Below are 14,612 nucleotides of genomic sequence, written 5' to 3'. Positions count from 1 at the left end.
TCATGGCCATCGCAGTGGCAAAGACAAGGGGCCTTGTGCCCGGATTGCGCTTGCCCCTAATGTGGCGCGCATAGGGGAGAGCCGTGCGTAGAAGCCTGACAATCATATTATTTTTGCTCGCAGTGGCGATTTTTTCCGGCGCGATCTGGAATATCGGCTACCGCACGGCGCTGACCGGTGTGGCGGATCAAGGGCGGGTTTATTTGCAATCGGCCTCGGATCGTTTGGTGGGGCAGTTGGAACGGTTTCGCCAGTTGGCTGACCTGATTGCGCACCACCCCGAAGCCATTGCAGTGACCAGCGGAGAGATCCCACCCGAGGATATCCTGCCGCTGTTTACACGCTCTGCGGACAGTACGGGGGCCTTGGAAGTCGGGCTTTTGGATGCCGATGGGCGGTTGGTTCTGGCGTCTGCCGACAGCACCTCGGGGCAAGACTGGAGCGACCGCGACCATTTCGAGCGTGCCATGACCGGTGCCATGGGGTTTGAGCATTTTGTCGACGAGGCAGACCGGCGGATTTTCTCGTTCATGGCACCTGTGCGGGTGGACGGTAAACCTGCGGGCGCTGTGATGGTGCAGGTTGATATGGAGACCATCGAAGAGTCCGACTGGCGCTCTGCCCCGCAGGTGGTTTTGTTCACAGACGAGGCCGCGCGGGTCTTTGTCACGAACCGCTCCGAAGTTCTATTTGAGGGGTTTTCCATCGAGCCGACAGAAGGTGTTTTTGCACCGACGCGCGTGCGTGCAGCCGGGACGAACACCGTTTGGACGCTGCCGGATGCACGGTATCTGCCGAACCGCGCGCTTTATATGGAATTGCCGCGTCCGGTTGTTGGGATGACGGGGCATACTTTGATTTCGACAGCCCCGGCAGAGCGGCTGGCGTCACTGCAGGCATTGGTCGCGGCGGCGGTCTGTATCACCTTTGGCGCGTTTCTCTACCTCGCGCGGGAGCGGCGGCGGGTGTTGGCGCGGGACAACCAGTTGCTGGAACAGCGCGTAACAGCGCGGACGGCGCAGTTGACTGCCGTAAACGTGAACTTGCGGCACGAGATTGCAGAGCGGCAAGAGGCCGAGGAAGCTTTGCGCAAGGCACAGGCGGATTTGATTCAGGCAGGCAAGCTAACCGCGCTTGGGCAGATGTCGGCGGGGATCAGTCATGAGCTCAATCAGCCACTGATGGCGATCCGGTCCTTTGCGGACAATGGATCGTTATTTTTGGAGCGGAAGAACCCGACGCAGGCGGCCGAGAATTTCTCTCGCATCAGCGCGCTAAGCCATCGTATGGGTCGGATTATTAAGAACCTGCGCGCCTTTGCAAGACAAGAGAGCGAACCGGTCACAGATGTGAACATCAATAGCGTTCTGGACGCTGTTATGGAGCTGTCTGAGCCTCGGCTGAATACCGAGAATGTTGTGGTGAACCGAAGTGGTCCGCCCAAAGATGTCTGGGTGCGCGGCGGCGAGGTGCGGCTGCAGCAGGTCTTTATGAACCTCGTGTCCAATGCCGCTGATGCGATGTTGCAAAGCGACAAAAAGCAGCTTGATATCAATGTGATGCGGGACGGCTCCGCTGTGCATGTCTCGGTCAGTGACACGGGCCCTGGGCTGGACGATGCGGATAAGATCTTTGATCCGTTTTACACCACGAAAGAAGTGGGACAATCCGAAGGCATGGGGCTTGGGCTTTCCATTTCCTATGGTTTGGTTCAGAGCTTTGGCGGTGCGATCGATGGCAGGAACCGCCCCGAAGGCGGCGCGGTCTTTACGGTGGAACTGGCGGCAAGTGAGGGGGCGGCATGAGCAAATCGGTGCTTTTGGTGGATGATGACCGCGCGGTGCGGGATGCATTGGGGCAGACGCTCATGCTAGATGGCTATGACGTCACGCTCGCAGCCAGTTACATCGAGGCCAAAGACCATATCACACCCGACTTTGGAGGCGTGATCGTCAGCGATATTCGGATGCCAGGCAAGGATGGCTTTGACCTATTGGCCTTTGCGCGTGGCGTAGACGCCGATCTTCCTGTGGTGCTGTTAACCGGCGAAGGTGACATCCCAATGGCTGTCCGAGGGCTGCAGGCCGGGGCCTTCAATTTCCTTGAGAAGCCGTGTGAAACGCAGGACTTTCTTTCGGTGGTTGAAAACGCCCTGAGGTCGCGCCAAATGGTGATGGAGAACCGCGTTCTTAAGCAAAAACTGGAGCAGGGCGACGCCGCCTCTCGGCTGTTGTTTGGCACGTCGGACTTGGCCGAAGGTCTGAGGGCGCAGGCGCGCAAGACGGCCAAGGCTGGGACTAACGCTATGATCTTTGGCGCGCCGGGGTCGGGGAATTTCAAGGTGGCCGAAGTGGTGCATTTGTTGTCAGAAGCCTCCTCTGCGGCGTTTGAGAAACGCACGGCGGCGGGGCTGACGCCTGAGACTTTGTCAGAGGCGCTGAAATCCGCAGAAGGCGGCACGTTGTTTCTGGATGAGATATCAACCCTGCGCCAAGACGTGCAGTTTGCCCTAAACGACGCTTTGGACGCGCCAAATGCTCCGATCATAATTGGCGGCACTTACGAGAGCCCCGAGTTCTTCCATGAGGGTGGGAATTTTAACAGCGACCTGTTCTATCGCCTGAACGTGATGACCTTGCGGGTGCCGTCGCTGAAGGAACGCCCAGAGGACATTCCCGACCTGTTCCGCCACTATGTGAATATCGCCGCTGAGCAGGCCGGCACCCCTGCCCCCGAGGTCACGCCCGAAACGATCAGCACGTTGATGGCCCAAGACTGGCCTGGAAATGCGCGGGCGCTGATGAATGCGGCGATGCGGTTCACACTTGGGGTCTCGGATGGCGAGAGCGGAGAGGACCTAGGACTGGCAGAACAACTGGCGCGTGTTGAGCGGTCTTTACTGACAGATGCGCTCAAGCGTTTCCGTGGGAATGCGACCGAAGCCGCCAAGGCGCTGAAGCTGCCGCGCAAGACGTTTTATGACAAGCTGACGCGCCACGAGATTCGCGCAGAGCTTTACCGCTAACGGATTTGTGCGGATTTTCGCACAGCCCCCAAAACACCATGTGCGAAAATCCGCACACAGTAGAAATACGGATAAGAGTGACCACGCGAAAACCACGCCCTACCCTTTGTTTTCTTTAATTTTTTCCGAAGTTCACAAAAAATTTAGAGTTTCTCTTGTTCGCTCAACCTGCCTGCTTTTCATTAAGGCTGGGACAGACTTCCTGTCTGCTAACAGTGTTTAACACTTGGGAGGAAACACTATGAAATTCATCACCGCAGCCGTTGCGGCCACCATCGCGTTTGGCGCAACCACAGCATCCGCGTCCGGCGCATGTGATCCAGGCGAAGTGGTTATCAAATTCAGCCACGTCACCAACACCGACAAACACCCTAAGGGCATCGCGGCATCCCTGCTGGAAGCGCGCGTGAACGAAGAGATGAACGGCAAGGCTTGTATGGAAGTCTTCCCGAACTCTACCCTTTACGATGACAACAAAGTTCTCGAAGCGCTGCTTCAGGGCGATGTTCAACTGGCGGCCCCTTCGCTGTCCAAGTTCGAAGCCTTCACCAAGCAGTTCCGTCTGTTTGACCTGCCGTTCATGTTCGCAAACGTAGACGCGGTTGACGCGTTCCAAGCGTCTGACGCGGGTCAGGCAATGAAAGACTCCATGCAGCGCCGCGGCTTGCAAGGCCTGGCGTTCTGGCACAACGGCATGAAGCAGATGTCAGCAAACGTGCCTCTGATCGAGCCATCTGACGCAAACGGCCTGCGCTTCCGCGTTCAGTCCTCTGACGTTCTGGTTGCTCAGATGGAAGCCATCGGTGGCTCCCCACAGAAAATGGCATTCTCCGAAGTCTACGGCGCGCTGCAACAGGGCGTTGTGGACGGTCAGGAAAACACCTGGTCCAACATCTTCGGCAAGAAGTTCTTCGAAGTTCAGGACGGCACCACCGAGACCAACCACGGTATCATCGACTATCTGGTTGTGACCTCCACAGAATGGCTCGACGGTCTGGATGCGGACGTTCGTGACCAGTTCATGACCATCCTGGACGAAGTGACCGCGACCCGGAACGCAGAATCCACTGCCGTGAACGAAGAAGCCAAAGCAGCTGTCATCGCAGCAGGCGGCGTTGTGCGTCAGCTGACACCTGAACAGCGTCAGGCATGGGTTGAAGTTATGAAACCTGTCTGGGCACAGTTCAAAGATGACGTAGGCCAAGAAAACATCGATGCAGCGCAAGCGATTAACGCGAGCATGTAATTTGATGTAACGTTGAAAGAGCCCATCCTTTGGGTGGGCTCTTTTTTTATGCCTGATCGCAAGACAGGCCACACTGAAAAGGAGCTGGGACATGCAGTCGAAACCTTCTTCCGGGTTCGTCGACAAGCTCGAAGAAAACCTCATCGCTGCTCTGCTGGGTGCCATGACATTGCTGACATTTGCCAATGTTGTTGCACGCAAAGGGTTCAATTCAAACATTCTCTGGGGGCTTGAGGCGACGGTTTTCCTGTTCGGCTGGCTGGTCCTGCTAGGCGCATCCTATGCGGTCAAGAAAGGCGCGCATTTGGGCGTTGACGTCATGATCAACGGCATGTCCGAGAGCGCGCGTCGCATGACCGGTCTGATTGCCATAAGCGTCTGTATTGCCTTTGCTTTCCTTCTGTTGAAAGGCAGCTGGGACTATTGGGCAAACTTCGCAAACCTTCCGAAAACAGAAGGCCGTTGGTTCCCACTGGGCTTTGAAGACAAGTTCCTCGCCAAAGGCTGGTACGAGCTTGATGACATCCCACATCCAACGATCCTGAAGTGGATGGAAGACGTCTTTAACGAAGGCGAAGCCTATAACAAAATGCCACGCCTTATTCCTTATGTGGTTTTGCCTATTTCCTCTGCCCTTCTGCTCTTCCGCTTCATCCAAGCTGGCATCGCCATCTGGAAAGGCGAAACAGATCGCATCGTCGCAAGCCACGAAGTCGAAGACGAAATCGACGAAGCACGCGAAAAAATCGGAGACTAATTGACCATGTCAGTCCTATTTCTATTCCTACTGGTCATTGGCTTTTTGCTGATCGGCGTCCCTATCGCTGTATCGCTTGGCATGTCCTCAATCCTGTTTCTGCTTATCTTTAGTGACACCTCCCTGGCCTCTATTGCACAGACGCTGATGCAGGCATTCGTAGGTCACTTCACTCTTCTGGCGATCCCATTCTTTATTTTGGCGTCGTCGTTCATGTCGACTGGCGGTGTTGCCCAACGCATCATTCGCTTTTCGATTGCCTGCGTGGGACATCTGCGCGGAGGCTTGGCGATTGCGGGCGTATTTGCCTGCATGATGTTTGCAGCCCTTTCGGGTTCATCCCCTGCAACCGTCGTCGCTATCGGTACTATCGTCATTGCTGCTATGCGACAGGCGGGGTACACCAAAGAATTTGCAGCAGGCGTGATCTGCAATGCAGGTACTTTGGGCATTCTTATTCCCCCGTCTATCGTGATGGTGGTTTACGCAGCGGCTGTTGAGGTTTCCGTGGGCCGGATGTTCCTCGCAGGCGTTATTCCTGGGATCCTTGCGGGCCTAATGTTGATGATCGCGATCTATGTGATGGCGCGTATTAAGAACATGCCAAAAGGTGAGTGGAAAGGCTGGGGCGAGATCGGCGCGAGCTTCCGTGATGCGTCTTGGGGTCTGTTGCTGATCGTGATCATCATGGTAGGGATCTACGGCATTCCGGGCGTGACTGGCGCGTTCTTCACGCCGACTGAAGCGGCGGCTGTGTCCTCTGTCTATGCCTTCTTCGTGGCCTGCTTCATCTATCGTGACATGGGGCCGCTGGCTGCACGCGACGGACAAGAGCGCAAATCGATCTTGCAGGCGCCTCAGGCGATCATCACTGCTTGGTTCCACGAAGACACTCGCAAGACCCTGTTTGAAGCAGGTAAGCTGACGGTCACCCTGTTGTTCGTGATCGCCAACGCCCTGATCCTCAAGCATGTTCTGACCGAAGAGCAGATCCCTCAGGCTGTGGCTAACGCCATGCTGTCGGCGGGCTTTGGCCCCGTGATGTTCCTTGTGGTGGTCAATATCATCCTGCTGATCGGCGGGCAGTTCATGGAGCCATCAGGCCTCTTGGTTATCGTGGCACCGCTGGTGTTCCCAATCGCGATCGAGCTGGGCATTGACCCGATCCATCTGGGTATCATCATGGTGGTCAACATGGAGATCGGTATGATTACGCCTCCGGTTGGTCTGAACCTCTTCGTGACCTCGGGCGTGGCTGGGATGCCGATGATGAGCGTTGTCCGTGCGGCCCTTCCGTTCCTCGGTGTGCTGTTCATCTTCCTGATCATGATCACCTATATCCCAGCGATTTCGACATTCCTGCCGAACTCGATCATGGGACCGGAGCTGATACTAAACTAATAACACTCCCACTCAAACTTAAGCCGCGCAGAGGAGACTTTGCGCGGCTTTTTTGTTTTTAGAAGAGTGGCTTATTTGATTTTCTTAGTCTCAGCCAATAGGCCCTTTAGATAGGTGCCATAGGCGTTTTTGGAATAGAACTCCGCGCGTTCAGCCAAGGCATCGCCGTCGATCCAGCCAGCCTCAAAGGCGATTTCCTCAAGGCAGCCAACCTGCATCCCCTGACGTTCTGACAAGGTACGGACGAAGTTTCCGGCATCCAGAAGGCTCGCGTAGGTGCCCGTATCGAGCCACGCAAAACCGCGACCGAGTTGCTGAACGGTCAGCGAACCTTCGTCCAGATAGAGTTCTAAAAGAGAGGTGATCTCAAGCTCGCCGCGCGCCGAAGGTTTGACTGATTTGGCTTTTGCAGGAGCTGTGCCGTCGAGGAAATAAAGACCTGTGACTGCGTAAGGCGACGGCGCGACCTCGGGTTTTTCCACGATGGCGGTAACTTTGCCGTCGGCATCGATATCTACGACGCCATAGCGTTCGGGATCGGTGACGCGGTAGCCAAAGACCGTGCCGCCCTGCGCCTGTTTTGCGGCCTCTTCGAGGTGATCAGGCAGGCCATGGCCGAAAAACAGGTTGTCGCCCAAAATCATCGCACTTGGCGCGCCGCTCAGGAAATCCTCGGCCAGAATATAGGCCTGCGCGAGGCCATCTGGGCTGGGTTGCTCGATATATGTGAGCGACACGCCCCATTGGCTGCCATCGCCCAGAGCACGTTCAAATTGCGCACGGTCCTGCGGTGTCGTGATCATCGCGATCTCTCGGATGCCTGACAGCATCAGGACCGAAATCGGGTAATAAATCATAGGCTTATCATAGACCGGCAAAAGCTGTTTTGAGACGCCGCTGGTGATCGGGAACAGGCGAGACCCCGTGCCCCCTGCGAGAATAATGCCTTTGCGCTCTGTCATGATCTGTGCCTGCTTTGAATTTCTTGTCTTCTTGTGCCCAGTAACGCGTCGGTTTGGCAAGAAAAACTGCGGAAAACCCGCAGGCACGGCGGCAGGCGTTGCGCATTTTGCCTGACCAGCGTGCGCCGTGCCAAGGAGATCGCAACCGTCTTTTCGCAGCTTTGGCGAAACCAAGCCGGAGCAATGACATGCCGATAGAAACATCCCCGATCCTCGCCCTGCCCTATATTCAAGCCGCACAAGCCCAGAAACATGTGACCCACAATGAGGCCATTCGATTATTGGATATTGCGGTGCAACTGGTGGTGCAAAGCCGCAGCCTGACAGCACCACCTACCTCCGACGTCGAGGGACATCGCTATATTGTCGCGACCAATGCGACAGGTGGCTGGGCGGGTCATGACGGAGAGATCGCGATCTATGAAGGCGGGGCCTATTGGTTCATCGCCCCCCTGCCCGGTTGGCGCGCCTATGTGATGGATGAAGCGGAGATGGCGGTTTTGAACCCAAGTAACCTTTGGGGGACCGCCCGCGATTTGCCTTTGGAAATCGAGCGCTTGGGCGTGAATGCAACGCCTGATGCCAACAATCAGATGATCCTCAGCGGGGCGTCGACGTTGTTCACCCATGATGGCGCGGGGCATCGGCTAACGTTGAACAAGGCCACAGAAGGCGACACCGCAAGCTTTCTGTTTCAAACCGGATATGGCGGCCGTGCCGAGGTTGGGACGACCGGAAACGATGACCTGACGATCAAAGTCTCGGCAGATGGCAGCATCTGGGTGGATGCTTTGCGTGTGGATGGCGACAGCGGGCATGTCACGGGCGCTGCGGTGATGGCCTCTGCGACGGATACGACGGCTGGTCGGTTGATGCGGGCGGATTATGGCTATGGGCCAGGTAATTTGGTTGGCAGTGTCGCGGAGGCGGCAGGCGTACCGACTGGGGCTGTGATCGAGACCGGATCAACCGCGAATGGCAGCTACACGCGCTTTGCGGACGGCACGCAAATTTGTGCGCAGGCCCTGACCACAAGCAGCACGAGCGTGACAACATGGAGCTTTCCAATCGCGTTTTCGACGCCTCCAAGCTGTGTCGCAAGTGCCCAAGCCAGCGTGCCAAGGTTCACGACGACAGGCGCGTCGAGCACCACCCAGACCGACGTCGATTGCTGGGACACCACCGGCACGCGACAGGCCGAAACCGTGCATCTGATCGCCTTTGGCCGCTGGTTCTAGGTTTTCCTGACCTCAGAGGGATTTCCCCTCGCACCACTTGACGCGAGGCGCTAAAACCCAAGCAAGTATTTGGATTGGGTGGGATTATGGCTCCGAAATTTGGCACGAGCGGTTTGCGTGGGTTGGTGACAGAACTGACCGCTGACTTGGTGCAGGATTACACACAAGCATTCATCGCGAGCTGTGACACCGGCGGTGCCGTGCATGTGGGACAAGACCTGAGGCCTTCGTCCCCTGAGATCGCGTCCGAGGTCCTGAAAGCCGTTGAGGCCGCGGGACTAGAGGCCATTGATTGCGGTGTGCTCCCGACGCCTGCTCTGGCCTTTTCGGCGATGGCGCAGGGGCATGGCGCGATTATGATCACCGGCAGCCACATCCCGGCAGATCGCAACGGGTTGAAGTTCTATGTACCAAGCGGCGAGATCAGCAAGGCTGACGAGACGGCGATTGTCGCGACTTTGGGCGGCGCGTCGAAGGCGGCAAAAGGGGCGCGTTCTCGGCAGGATAGCGCCACGGCCTTTGTGGCTCGCTACACCGATGCTTTCACGAAAGATGCACTAAGCGGCCTACGCATTGGGGTCTATCAACACAGTTCGGTCGCGCGTGATCTCTTGGTGACAATCCTTGAGGCCTTGGGGGCAGAGGTCACGCCGCTGGCGCGTTCCGAAGTCTTTATTCCGGTGGACACCGAAGCGGTCGATCCAGAGACCCGAGATATGCTGGCGGGCTGGGTACATGCACATGGTCTTGATGCCATTGTCTCCACTGACGGAGACGCAGACCGTCCGATGCTGGCGATTGCACCGGGTGAGATTGTGCCTGGCGACGTGCTTGGCGCGCTGACGGCGGAGTATGTTGAGGCCGATGTCTTGGTGACGCCAGTTTCCAGCAATACGATGATCGAAGCGATGGAGGGGTTTTCCACCATCCACCGGACTCGCATCGGGTCGCCCTATGTGATTGCAGCGATGGAAAAGGCCTTGGGCGATGACGGAGCCGTCCGTGTCGTTGGATATGAGGCCAATGGGGGCTTTTTGTTGGGGTTTGAGGCCAAAGGCCTCGCGCCGCTGATGACTCGTGATTGCGTCTTGCCGATCCTTGCGCCTTTGGCGTTGGCGAAATCTCAAGGCGTTTCGCTGGCGGATTTGGTTGCGGGTTTGCCGCCGCGTTTCACAGCCGCAGACCGCTTGCAAGGGATCGCCACTGAGGCGTCGAAGGTGTTTCTGGCGGGTCTCAGCACCGACGCGGCCGCTCGGGCTTCGTTTTTTGAGGGTTTGCCTAAGGAAACTGCGGTGGACCAAACAGACGGGCTACGCGTGACGTTTGAAGACGGTGATATCGTGCATCTGCGCCCCTCAGGCAATGCGCCAGAGTTTCGATGCTATGCCGAAAGTGACAGCGCCGATGCCGCAACGGCTTTGGTCACAAGGCATCTGGAATTGCTCAGGGCGCGTTTGGGTTAGGCCTCTAGGTCGCGCAAAACCTCGTCCAGTGACGCGCGCCAATCGGGGATCGTTACGCCGAAATCTGTCGTCAAATCGGCGCAGTCCATTCGCGAATTGAGCGGGCGTTTGGCAGGCGTTGGATAGTCCGATGTTGGGATATCAGCGACCTGCATTTTCCGACCTGATTTCACGAAAATTACCCGGGCGAAATCGGCCCAGCTGACTGGCGGCTGGCCTGCGAAATGATAGGTGCCGCCCTTGCGGGCCCCGAGCTGGGGCGCAATGGCGAGCAACGTTTTCGCGATGTCGCGCGCGGCGGTTGGGCCTCCGATTTGATCGGCGACGACGGTGAGATGGTCGCGCGTTTCAGAAAGCCGCAGCATGGTTTTGACGAAGTTATTGCCATGGGCCGAAAACACCCAAGAAGTGCGCAGGATGAGATGGGCCCCGCCTGCCGCGCGCACAGCCTCTTCACCCGCCAATTTGCTTCGGCCATAGGCGTTTTGCGGGGCGACGGGATCACTAGGCGACCAAGGGGTTTCGCCTGTTCCGTCAAACACATAGTCGGTTGAGACATGCAAAAACGGGATATCCTTGGCGGCACAAGCCCGCGCCATCGCACCGGGCGTGTCGCCGTTGATTATGGTGGCTAGGGCTTCTTCCTCTTCGGCCTTGTCGACCGCCGTGTAGGCCGCGGCGTTGATCACTGCGTCCGCGTCACTTTGGGCGACGATCGCGGCGCAGGCCGCGGGGTCTGACAGATCCGCCTGATCGCGGCCCAGGGCCGTGATCTCATGCGCGCTGCCTTGCAGGATCAATTCCCGCGCGACTTGTCCGGTTTTGCCAAAGACGAAGAGCTTCATCCGCCCTGCCCGAGCCGCTCTCCGACGCCGTGACGCGCCATGAGCGCCTCAAGCCAGTCGCCGTTTTCGAGGTACCATTGAACCGTCTTGCGCAGGCCTTCCTCGACAGTCACAGAGGGCCGCCAGCCGAGTTCTTCGCGCATGCGGGTTGGGTCGATGGCATAGCGCAGATCGTGGCCGGGGCGGTCGGTCACAAAGGTGATCTGATCTGCATAGGGCGCGTCGCCCGGGCGTAGATCGTCGAGGATCGCGCAGATTTGGCGGACGAGGTCGATATTGGTGGCTTCGTTCTCGCCACCGATGTTGTAGCTGCGGCCCAGCTCGCCTTTTTCAAGCGCAAGCAAAAGCGCGTCGGCGTGGTCTTCGACGTAAAGCCAGTCGCGGATGTTCTCGCCTTTGCCATAGACCGGAATTGGCTGACCTGCGAGGGCGTTTAGGATCACTACGGGGATCAGTTTTTCAGGGAACTGATAGGGGCCGTAGTTGTTGGAGCAATTGGTGATGACGACCGGCAGGCCATAAGTCTCGCCCCAGGCGCGCACGAGGTGGTCGGAGGCGGCTTTGGACGCGGAATAGGGGCTGTTGGGTGCGTAGGGCGTGTCCTCGGTGAACAAGCCGGTGGCGCCGAGCGTGCCATAGACTTCGTCGGTGGATACGTGATGAAAACGGAAGGTGTCTGGTCGCCCCTGTGCCTCCCAATAGGCGCGCGCGGCCTCGAGCATCACATAGGTGCCGTTGACGTTGGTCTCGATGAAATCGCCAGGGCCGTCGATGGAGCGGTCCACGTGGGATTCTGCAGCCAGATGCATGATGGCGTCGGGTTTGTGGCCGTTGATCGCGGTCTGAATAGCCAGAGCATCTCGGATGTCGGCTTGCACGAAAGTGTAGTTTGGCGAGAGCGCCACAGGGGCCACATTGTCCAGGCAGGCGGCATAGGTCAGCGCGTCGAGGTTGATCACTTCATGACCGCGTTCGATGGCGAGGCGTACGACGGCAGATCCAATAAAGCCGGCGCCGCCGGTGACGAGAAGTTTCATGGTGCGGTCCATTCAAATGGGGAATTGAAATCTGCAAAACTTTGGGCGTTCGCGTCCTTGGCGCTGAGCGTTGCGCCGGATGTGTCGCTGCCCCAATCAACCCCGATGTCAGGATCATCAAAGCGCACGGCCCCGTCGCAGTCTGGGCTGTAGTAATCGTTGCATTTATAAAGGATTTCTGTGTCGGGCAGCAGCGTTATGAAGCCATGCAGGAAACCTTCTGGGATCAAGAGCTGCCGGCCGTTTTCGGCGCTGAGTTCCTCAGAAATCCACTGCCCATAGGTCGGGCTGCCTTTGCGGATGTCTACGGCCACATCGAGCAACGCGCCGTGCCCACAGCGCACGAGCTTTGCCTGTGCATGTGGCGGCGATTGAAAATGCAGGCCCCGCACGGTGCCGACCTCGGCACTAAGACTCTGGTTATCCTGCACGAAGTCATAGTCGAGCCCCTGCTCGGCCATGCGTGCCTTGTTCCAGGTCTCACAAAAATAGCCACGGGCGTCGCCGTGGCGTTTGGGCGTTAGTAATAGAACGCCCTCTAGCTTGGTCATGGAAATCTCCAGCACGCGCTGCCCCCGATTGTTTTTCGCAATCTAGGGAATGCGCGTGCTGAATGACAGTAGGTTTTGCTTACCTTCCGCGGATTCTTGGATCCAAAGCGTCGCGCAAGCCGTCTCCGAGGTAGTTCACCGACAAAACCGTCAGGGAAATCGCGATGCCGGGCAGCATGACGCGTTCGGGGAAGGCCTCCATTCGCGACACAGCATCCGCCAGAAGTTTGCCCCATGTGGGGAAGTCTGACGGGAAGCCGACGCCGAGGAAAGACAGCGCGGATTCGGTGATGATCGCCGCCGCGAGACCCAAAGTGGCCGAGACCATGATCGGTGAGATCACATTAGGCAACAGATGCCTGCGGATGATCGCGCTAGACGACGTGCCGATAGAGCGCGCGGCTAGAACGAATTCTCGTTCCTTCAACGCAAGCACTTCGCCACGCACGATCCGCGCGGTCTGCATCCATGACGTGATGCCAATGATGCCAACGATCATAATGAACATGCCGCCTTCGGGGCCGAAACGACTGACCAGAGGTTGGCGGAACAGGGTCACGGCCACCAGCGTGATGGGCAGGATTGGCAGGGACAGCACCAGATCGGTGAAACGCATCAGGAGCCCGTCTGCGCGGCGGAAAAAGCCTGCGGTCACCCCCACAAAGGTGCCAATCACCATGGTCAGCGCCATGGCGAGCCAGCCGACGGCCATAGAGACGCGGCCACCTTCCAAGAGGTTTGCGAGGATATCTCGGCCCAGTTGATCGGTGCCGAAAGGGTGGTTCCAGCCGGTCTTGGCGTCTCCGTCCCAAAGTGCCACATAGATCGGGCGCATGTCCTTGGCGCGGATGTCCAGTTTCTGTGCGTCAATGGTCCAGACATAGGGCCCGACGATCACAGCCAATGTGATGAACAAAAGGAATCCCCCGCCCCAGACCGCGCCTTTGTGTTTGCGGAACTGGTGCCAGACGTCTTTCCACTGACTGGTGGGTGGCTGATCCGGCACTTTGTCCTGCAGCGCGCCGTAGGTTTCCACGGTGTTTTCAGAGGTCTCAGTCATAGCGGATCCTCGGGTCTAGGACGCCGTAAAGCACGTCCGCGATGATGTTGAAGACAACGATCAGGATGGCAAAGATGAAGGTCAGCGTCATGACCATCGGCAGATCGTTCGCAAACAGCGCCGTGATCAGAAGCTGACCAATGCCGTTCACCTTAAAGATCACCTCGGTGATGATCGCCCCGCCAAAGATCTGCGGCACGTTGAGCGCGATCACAGTCACAACCGGGATCATCGAGTTCCGAACCACATGCGCCAGAACCACAGTGCGTTCCCGCAGGCCTTTGGCCCGTGCCGTGCGCACGTAATCTTGGTTGAGGTTATCCAGCGTCGACGCCCGCATAAAGCGGTTGAGCTGCGCCGTGATCTGAAGCGCCAGCACCATCACCGGCAAGACCATCTGTTTGAGCTGTACGACAAAACTCTCCCAATCCACGACCTTGTGGACCGTGTTGTAGACCGAAGGCAGCCATTCAAGCTGCACTGCAAAGATCACGATCAGAAGCGGGCCGGTAAAGAACGGCGGGATCGAGAAGCCGATCATCGATACAAAGGTGCCGACGTTGTCAAAGACAGAATATTGTTTGTAGGCCGAGTAAATCCCGATCGGAAGAGCAATCAGGATCGCAACTACATATGCGGTGCCCACAACCCAGAGCGTCTGAGGGATACGCTGCACCACGATGTCCATCACCGGAGAGCGCGTCTGCCAGGAAATCACCCGCAGTTTGCCCTCAGCAAATCCGGTGCCAAAGTAGTAATCGATCAGAACCTGAGGTTCGACCCAGAACATCTGCACCAGCCATTTGTAGTATTGAACATGAACAGGCTGACCCAGTCCCAGCGCCTCGCGCATCTTTTGTTTGACTTCGGGGGGGACGGTCAGAGGTACCTGGGCCATCGGGTCTCCAGGGGCCAACTGCAATAGCAGGAAAATCGCCAGACTGATGAAGATCAGCGTCGGTACGGCCAGAACCAAGCGGCGAATGGTATAGGTCAGCATACGCTTCCCCTTACGCAAGCATTATTA

Annotated in this window: 13 protein-coding genes; 7 read left to right on the top strand and 6 right to left on the bottom strand. The window is 57.6% G+C overall.

Annotation, left to right across the window (positions count from 1 at the left end; genetic code table 11):
* The first annotated feature begins 83 nt into the window (after positions 1-83).
* The 5 genes from HZ995_RS12020 (at position 84) to HZ995_RS12000 (ending at position 6,429) form a co-directional block, all read left to right on the top strand.
* Entirely contained in the window at positions 84-1,805 is a 1,722-nt protein-coding gene (locus tag HZ995_RS12020; RefSeq protein ID WP_209355892.1) for an ATP-binding protein, read from the top strand.
* Positions 1,802-3,025 (top strand): sigma-54-dependent transcriptional regulator, encoded by a 1,224-nt coding sequence (locus tag HZ995_RS12015; RefSeq protein ID WP_209355891.1) that lies wholly within the window; start codon positions 1,802-1,804, stop codon positions 3,023-3,025. Before HZ995_RS12020 ends, HZ995_RS12015 begins: the two co-directional genes overlap by 4 nt.
* Positions 3,026-3,266: 241 nt before the next feature.
* The gene (locus tag HZ995_RS12010; RefSeq protein ID WP_209355890.1) at positions 3,267-4,271 is read left to right on the top strand and encodes a DctP family TRAP transporter solute-binding subunit; all 1,005 of its coding nucleotides are present in this window, start codon (positions 3,267-3,269) and stop codon (positions 4,269-4,271) included.
* Between the two features lie 91 nt (positions 4,272-4,362).
* On the top strand, positions 4,363-5,028 hold the full coding sequence (locus HZ995_RS12005) for a TRAP transporter small permease (protein WP_209355889.1): 666 nt from the start codon (positions 4,363-4,365) through the stop codon (positions 5,026-5,028).
* A 6-nt stretch (positions 5,029-5,034) separates the two neighbouring features.
* Positions 5,035-6,429, top strand: coding sequence for a TRAP transporter large permease (locus tag HZ995_RS12000; protein ID WP_209355888.1), 1,395 nt, complete (start codon positions 5,035-5,037; stop codon positions 6,427-6,429).
* A gap of 71 nt (positions 6,430-6,500) precedes the next feature.
* Here HZ995_RS12000 and rfbA read toward each other — a convergent pair whose 3' ends face one another.
* Entirely contained in the window at positions 6,501-7,391 is an 891-nt protein-coding gene (rfbA, locus tag HZ995_RS11995; protein ID WP_209355887.1) for a glucose-1-phosphate thymidylyltransferase RfbA, read from the bottom strand.
* Between the two features lie 188 nt (positions 7,392-7,579).
* On the opposite strand from rfbA, the gene HZ995_RS11990 reads away from it, so the two are divergent.
* Positions 7,580-8,629 carry a DUF2793 domain-containing protein gene (locus HZ995_RS11990; RefSeq protein ID WP_209355886.1) on the top strand — a complete coding sequence of 350 codons (1,050 nt, stop codon included), beginning with the start codon at positions 7,580-7,582 and terminating at the stop codon, positions 8,627-8,629.
* A gap of 86 nt (positions 8,630-8,715) precedes the next feature.
* Positions 8,716-10,092 (top strand): phosphomannomutase, encoded by a 1,377-nt coding sequence (locus HZ995_RS11985; RefSeq protein WP_209355885.1) that lies wholly within the window; start codon positions 8,716-8,718, stop codon positions 10,090-10,092.
* On the opposite strand, the gene rfbD is transcribed toward HZ995_RS11985, so the two are convergent.
* From rfbD to HZ995_RS11960, 5 genes are all read right to left on the bottom strand, one after another.
* Complete coding sequence (gene rfbD / locus HZ995_RS11980; protein WP_209355884.1) at positions 10,089-10,937, bottom strand: dTDP-4-dehydrorhamnose reductase; 849 nt, start codon at positions 10,935-10,937, stop codon at positions 10,089-10,091. The two genes, HZ995_RS11985 and rfbD, sit on opposite strands and share 4 nt — an antisense overlap.
* A complete protein-coding gene (gene rfbB / locus HZ995_RS11975) occupies positions 10,934-11,974 on the bottom strand; it encodes a dTDP-glucose 4,6-dehydratase (RefSeq protein WP_209355883.1) in 1,041 nt (346 codons plus the stop codon). Before rfbB ends, rfbD begins: the two co-directional genes overlap by 4 nt.
* Positions 11,971-12,525: a dTDP-4-dehydrorhamnose 3,5-epimerase gene (gene rfbC, locus HZ995_RS11970; RefSeq protein ID WP_432417973.1), complete on the bottom strand. Its 555-nt coding sequence runs from the start codon at positions 12,523-12,525 to the stop codon at positions 11,971-11,973. The genes rfbB and rfbC overlap by 4 nt, the downstream gene beginning before the upstream one ends.
* Before the next feature lie 79 nt (positions 12,526-12,604).
* A complete protein-coding gene (locus HZ995_RS11965) occupies positions 12,605-13,585 on the bottom strand; it encodes an ABC transporter permease (RefSeq protein ID WP_209355882.1) in 981 nt (326 codons plus the stop codon).
* Positions 13,578-14,585 carry an ABC transporter permease gene (locus HZ995_RS11960; RefSeq protein WP_209355881.1) on the bottom strand — a complete coding sequence of 336 codons (1,008 nt, stop codon included), beginning with the start codon at positions 14,583-14,585 and terminating at the stop codon, positions 13,578-13,580. The genes HZ995_RS11965 and HZ995_RS11960 overlap by 8 nt, the downstream gene beginning before the upstream one ends.
* Between the last annotated feature and the right edge of the window lie 27 nt (positions 14,586-14,612).

Origin of the sequence: Cognatishimia activa (assembly GCF_017798205.1) — a bacterium.
GTDB classification, from domain to species: Bacteria; Pseudomonadota; Alphaproteobacteria; order Rhodobacterales; family Rhodobacteraceae; genus Cognatishimia; species Cognatishimia activa_A.
This window is presented reverse-complemented; position numbering and strand designations above follow the sequence as displayed.

Bases quoted from the DNA above. Each gene is read 5' to 3' on its own strand.
- HZ995_RS12005 (WP_209355889.1), top strand. From the start codon at position 4,363: ATGCAGTCGAAACCTTCTTCCGGGTTCGTCGACAAGCTCGAAGAAAAC.
- HZ995_RS11985 (WP_209355885.1), top strand. From the start codon at position 8,716: ATGGCTCCGAAATTTGGCACGAGCGGTTTGCGTGGGTTGGTGACAGAA.
- HZ995_RS12010 (WP_209355890.1), top strand. From the start codon at position 3,267: ATGAAATTCATCACCGCAGCCGTTGCGGCCACCATCGCGTTTGGCGCA.
- HZ995_RS11965 (WP_209355882.1), bottom strand. From the start codon at position 13,585: ATGACTGAGACCTCTGAAAACACCGTGGAAACCTACGGCGCGCTGCAG.
- rfbA (WP_209355887.1), bottom strand. From the start codon at position 7,391: ATGACAGAGCGCAAAGGCATTATTCTCGCAGGGGGCACGGGGTCTCGC.
- rfbB (WP_209355883.1), bottom strand. From the start codon at position 11,974: ATGAAACTTCTCGTCACCGGCGGCGCCGGCTTTATTGGATCTGCCGTC.
- HZ995_RS11960 (WP_209355881.1), bottom strand. From the start codon at position 14,585: ATGCTGACCTATACCATTCGCCGCTTGGTTCTGGCCGTACCGACGCTG.
- rfbC (WP_432417973.1), bottom strand. From the start codon at position 12,525: ATGACCAAGCTAGAGGGCGTTCTATTACTAACGCCCAAACGCCACGGC.
- HZ995_RS12015 (WP_209355891.1), top strand. From the start codon at position 1,802: ATGAGCAAATCGGTGCTTTTGGTGGATGATGACCGCGCGGTGCGGGAT.
- HZ995_RS11990 (WP_209355886.1), top strand. From the start codon at position 7,580: ATGCCGATAGAAACATCCCCGATCCTCGCCCTGCCCTATATTCAAGCC.
- rfbD (WP_209355884.1), bottom strand. From the start codon at position 10,937: ATGAAGCTCTTCGTCTTTGGCAAAACCGGACAAGTCGCGCGGGAATTG.
- HZ995_RS12000 (WP_209355888.1), top strand. From the start codon at position 5,035: ATGTCAGTCCTATTTCTATTCCTACTGGTCATTGGCTTTTTGCTGATC.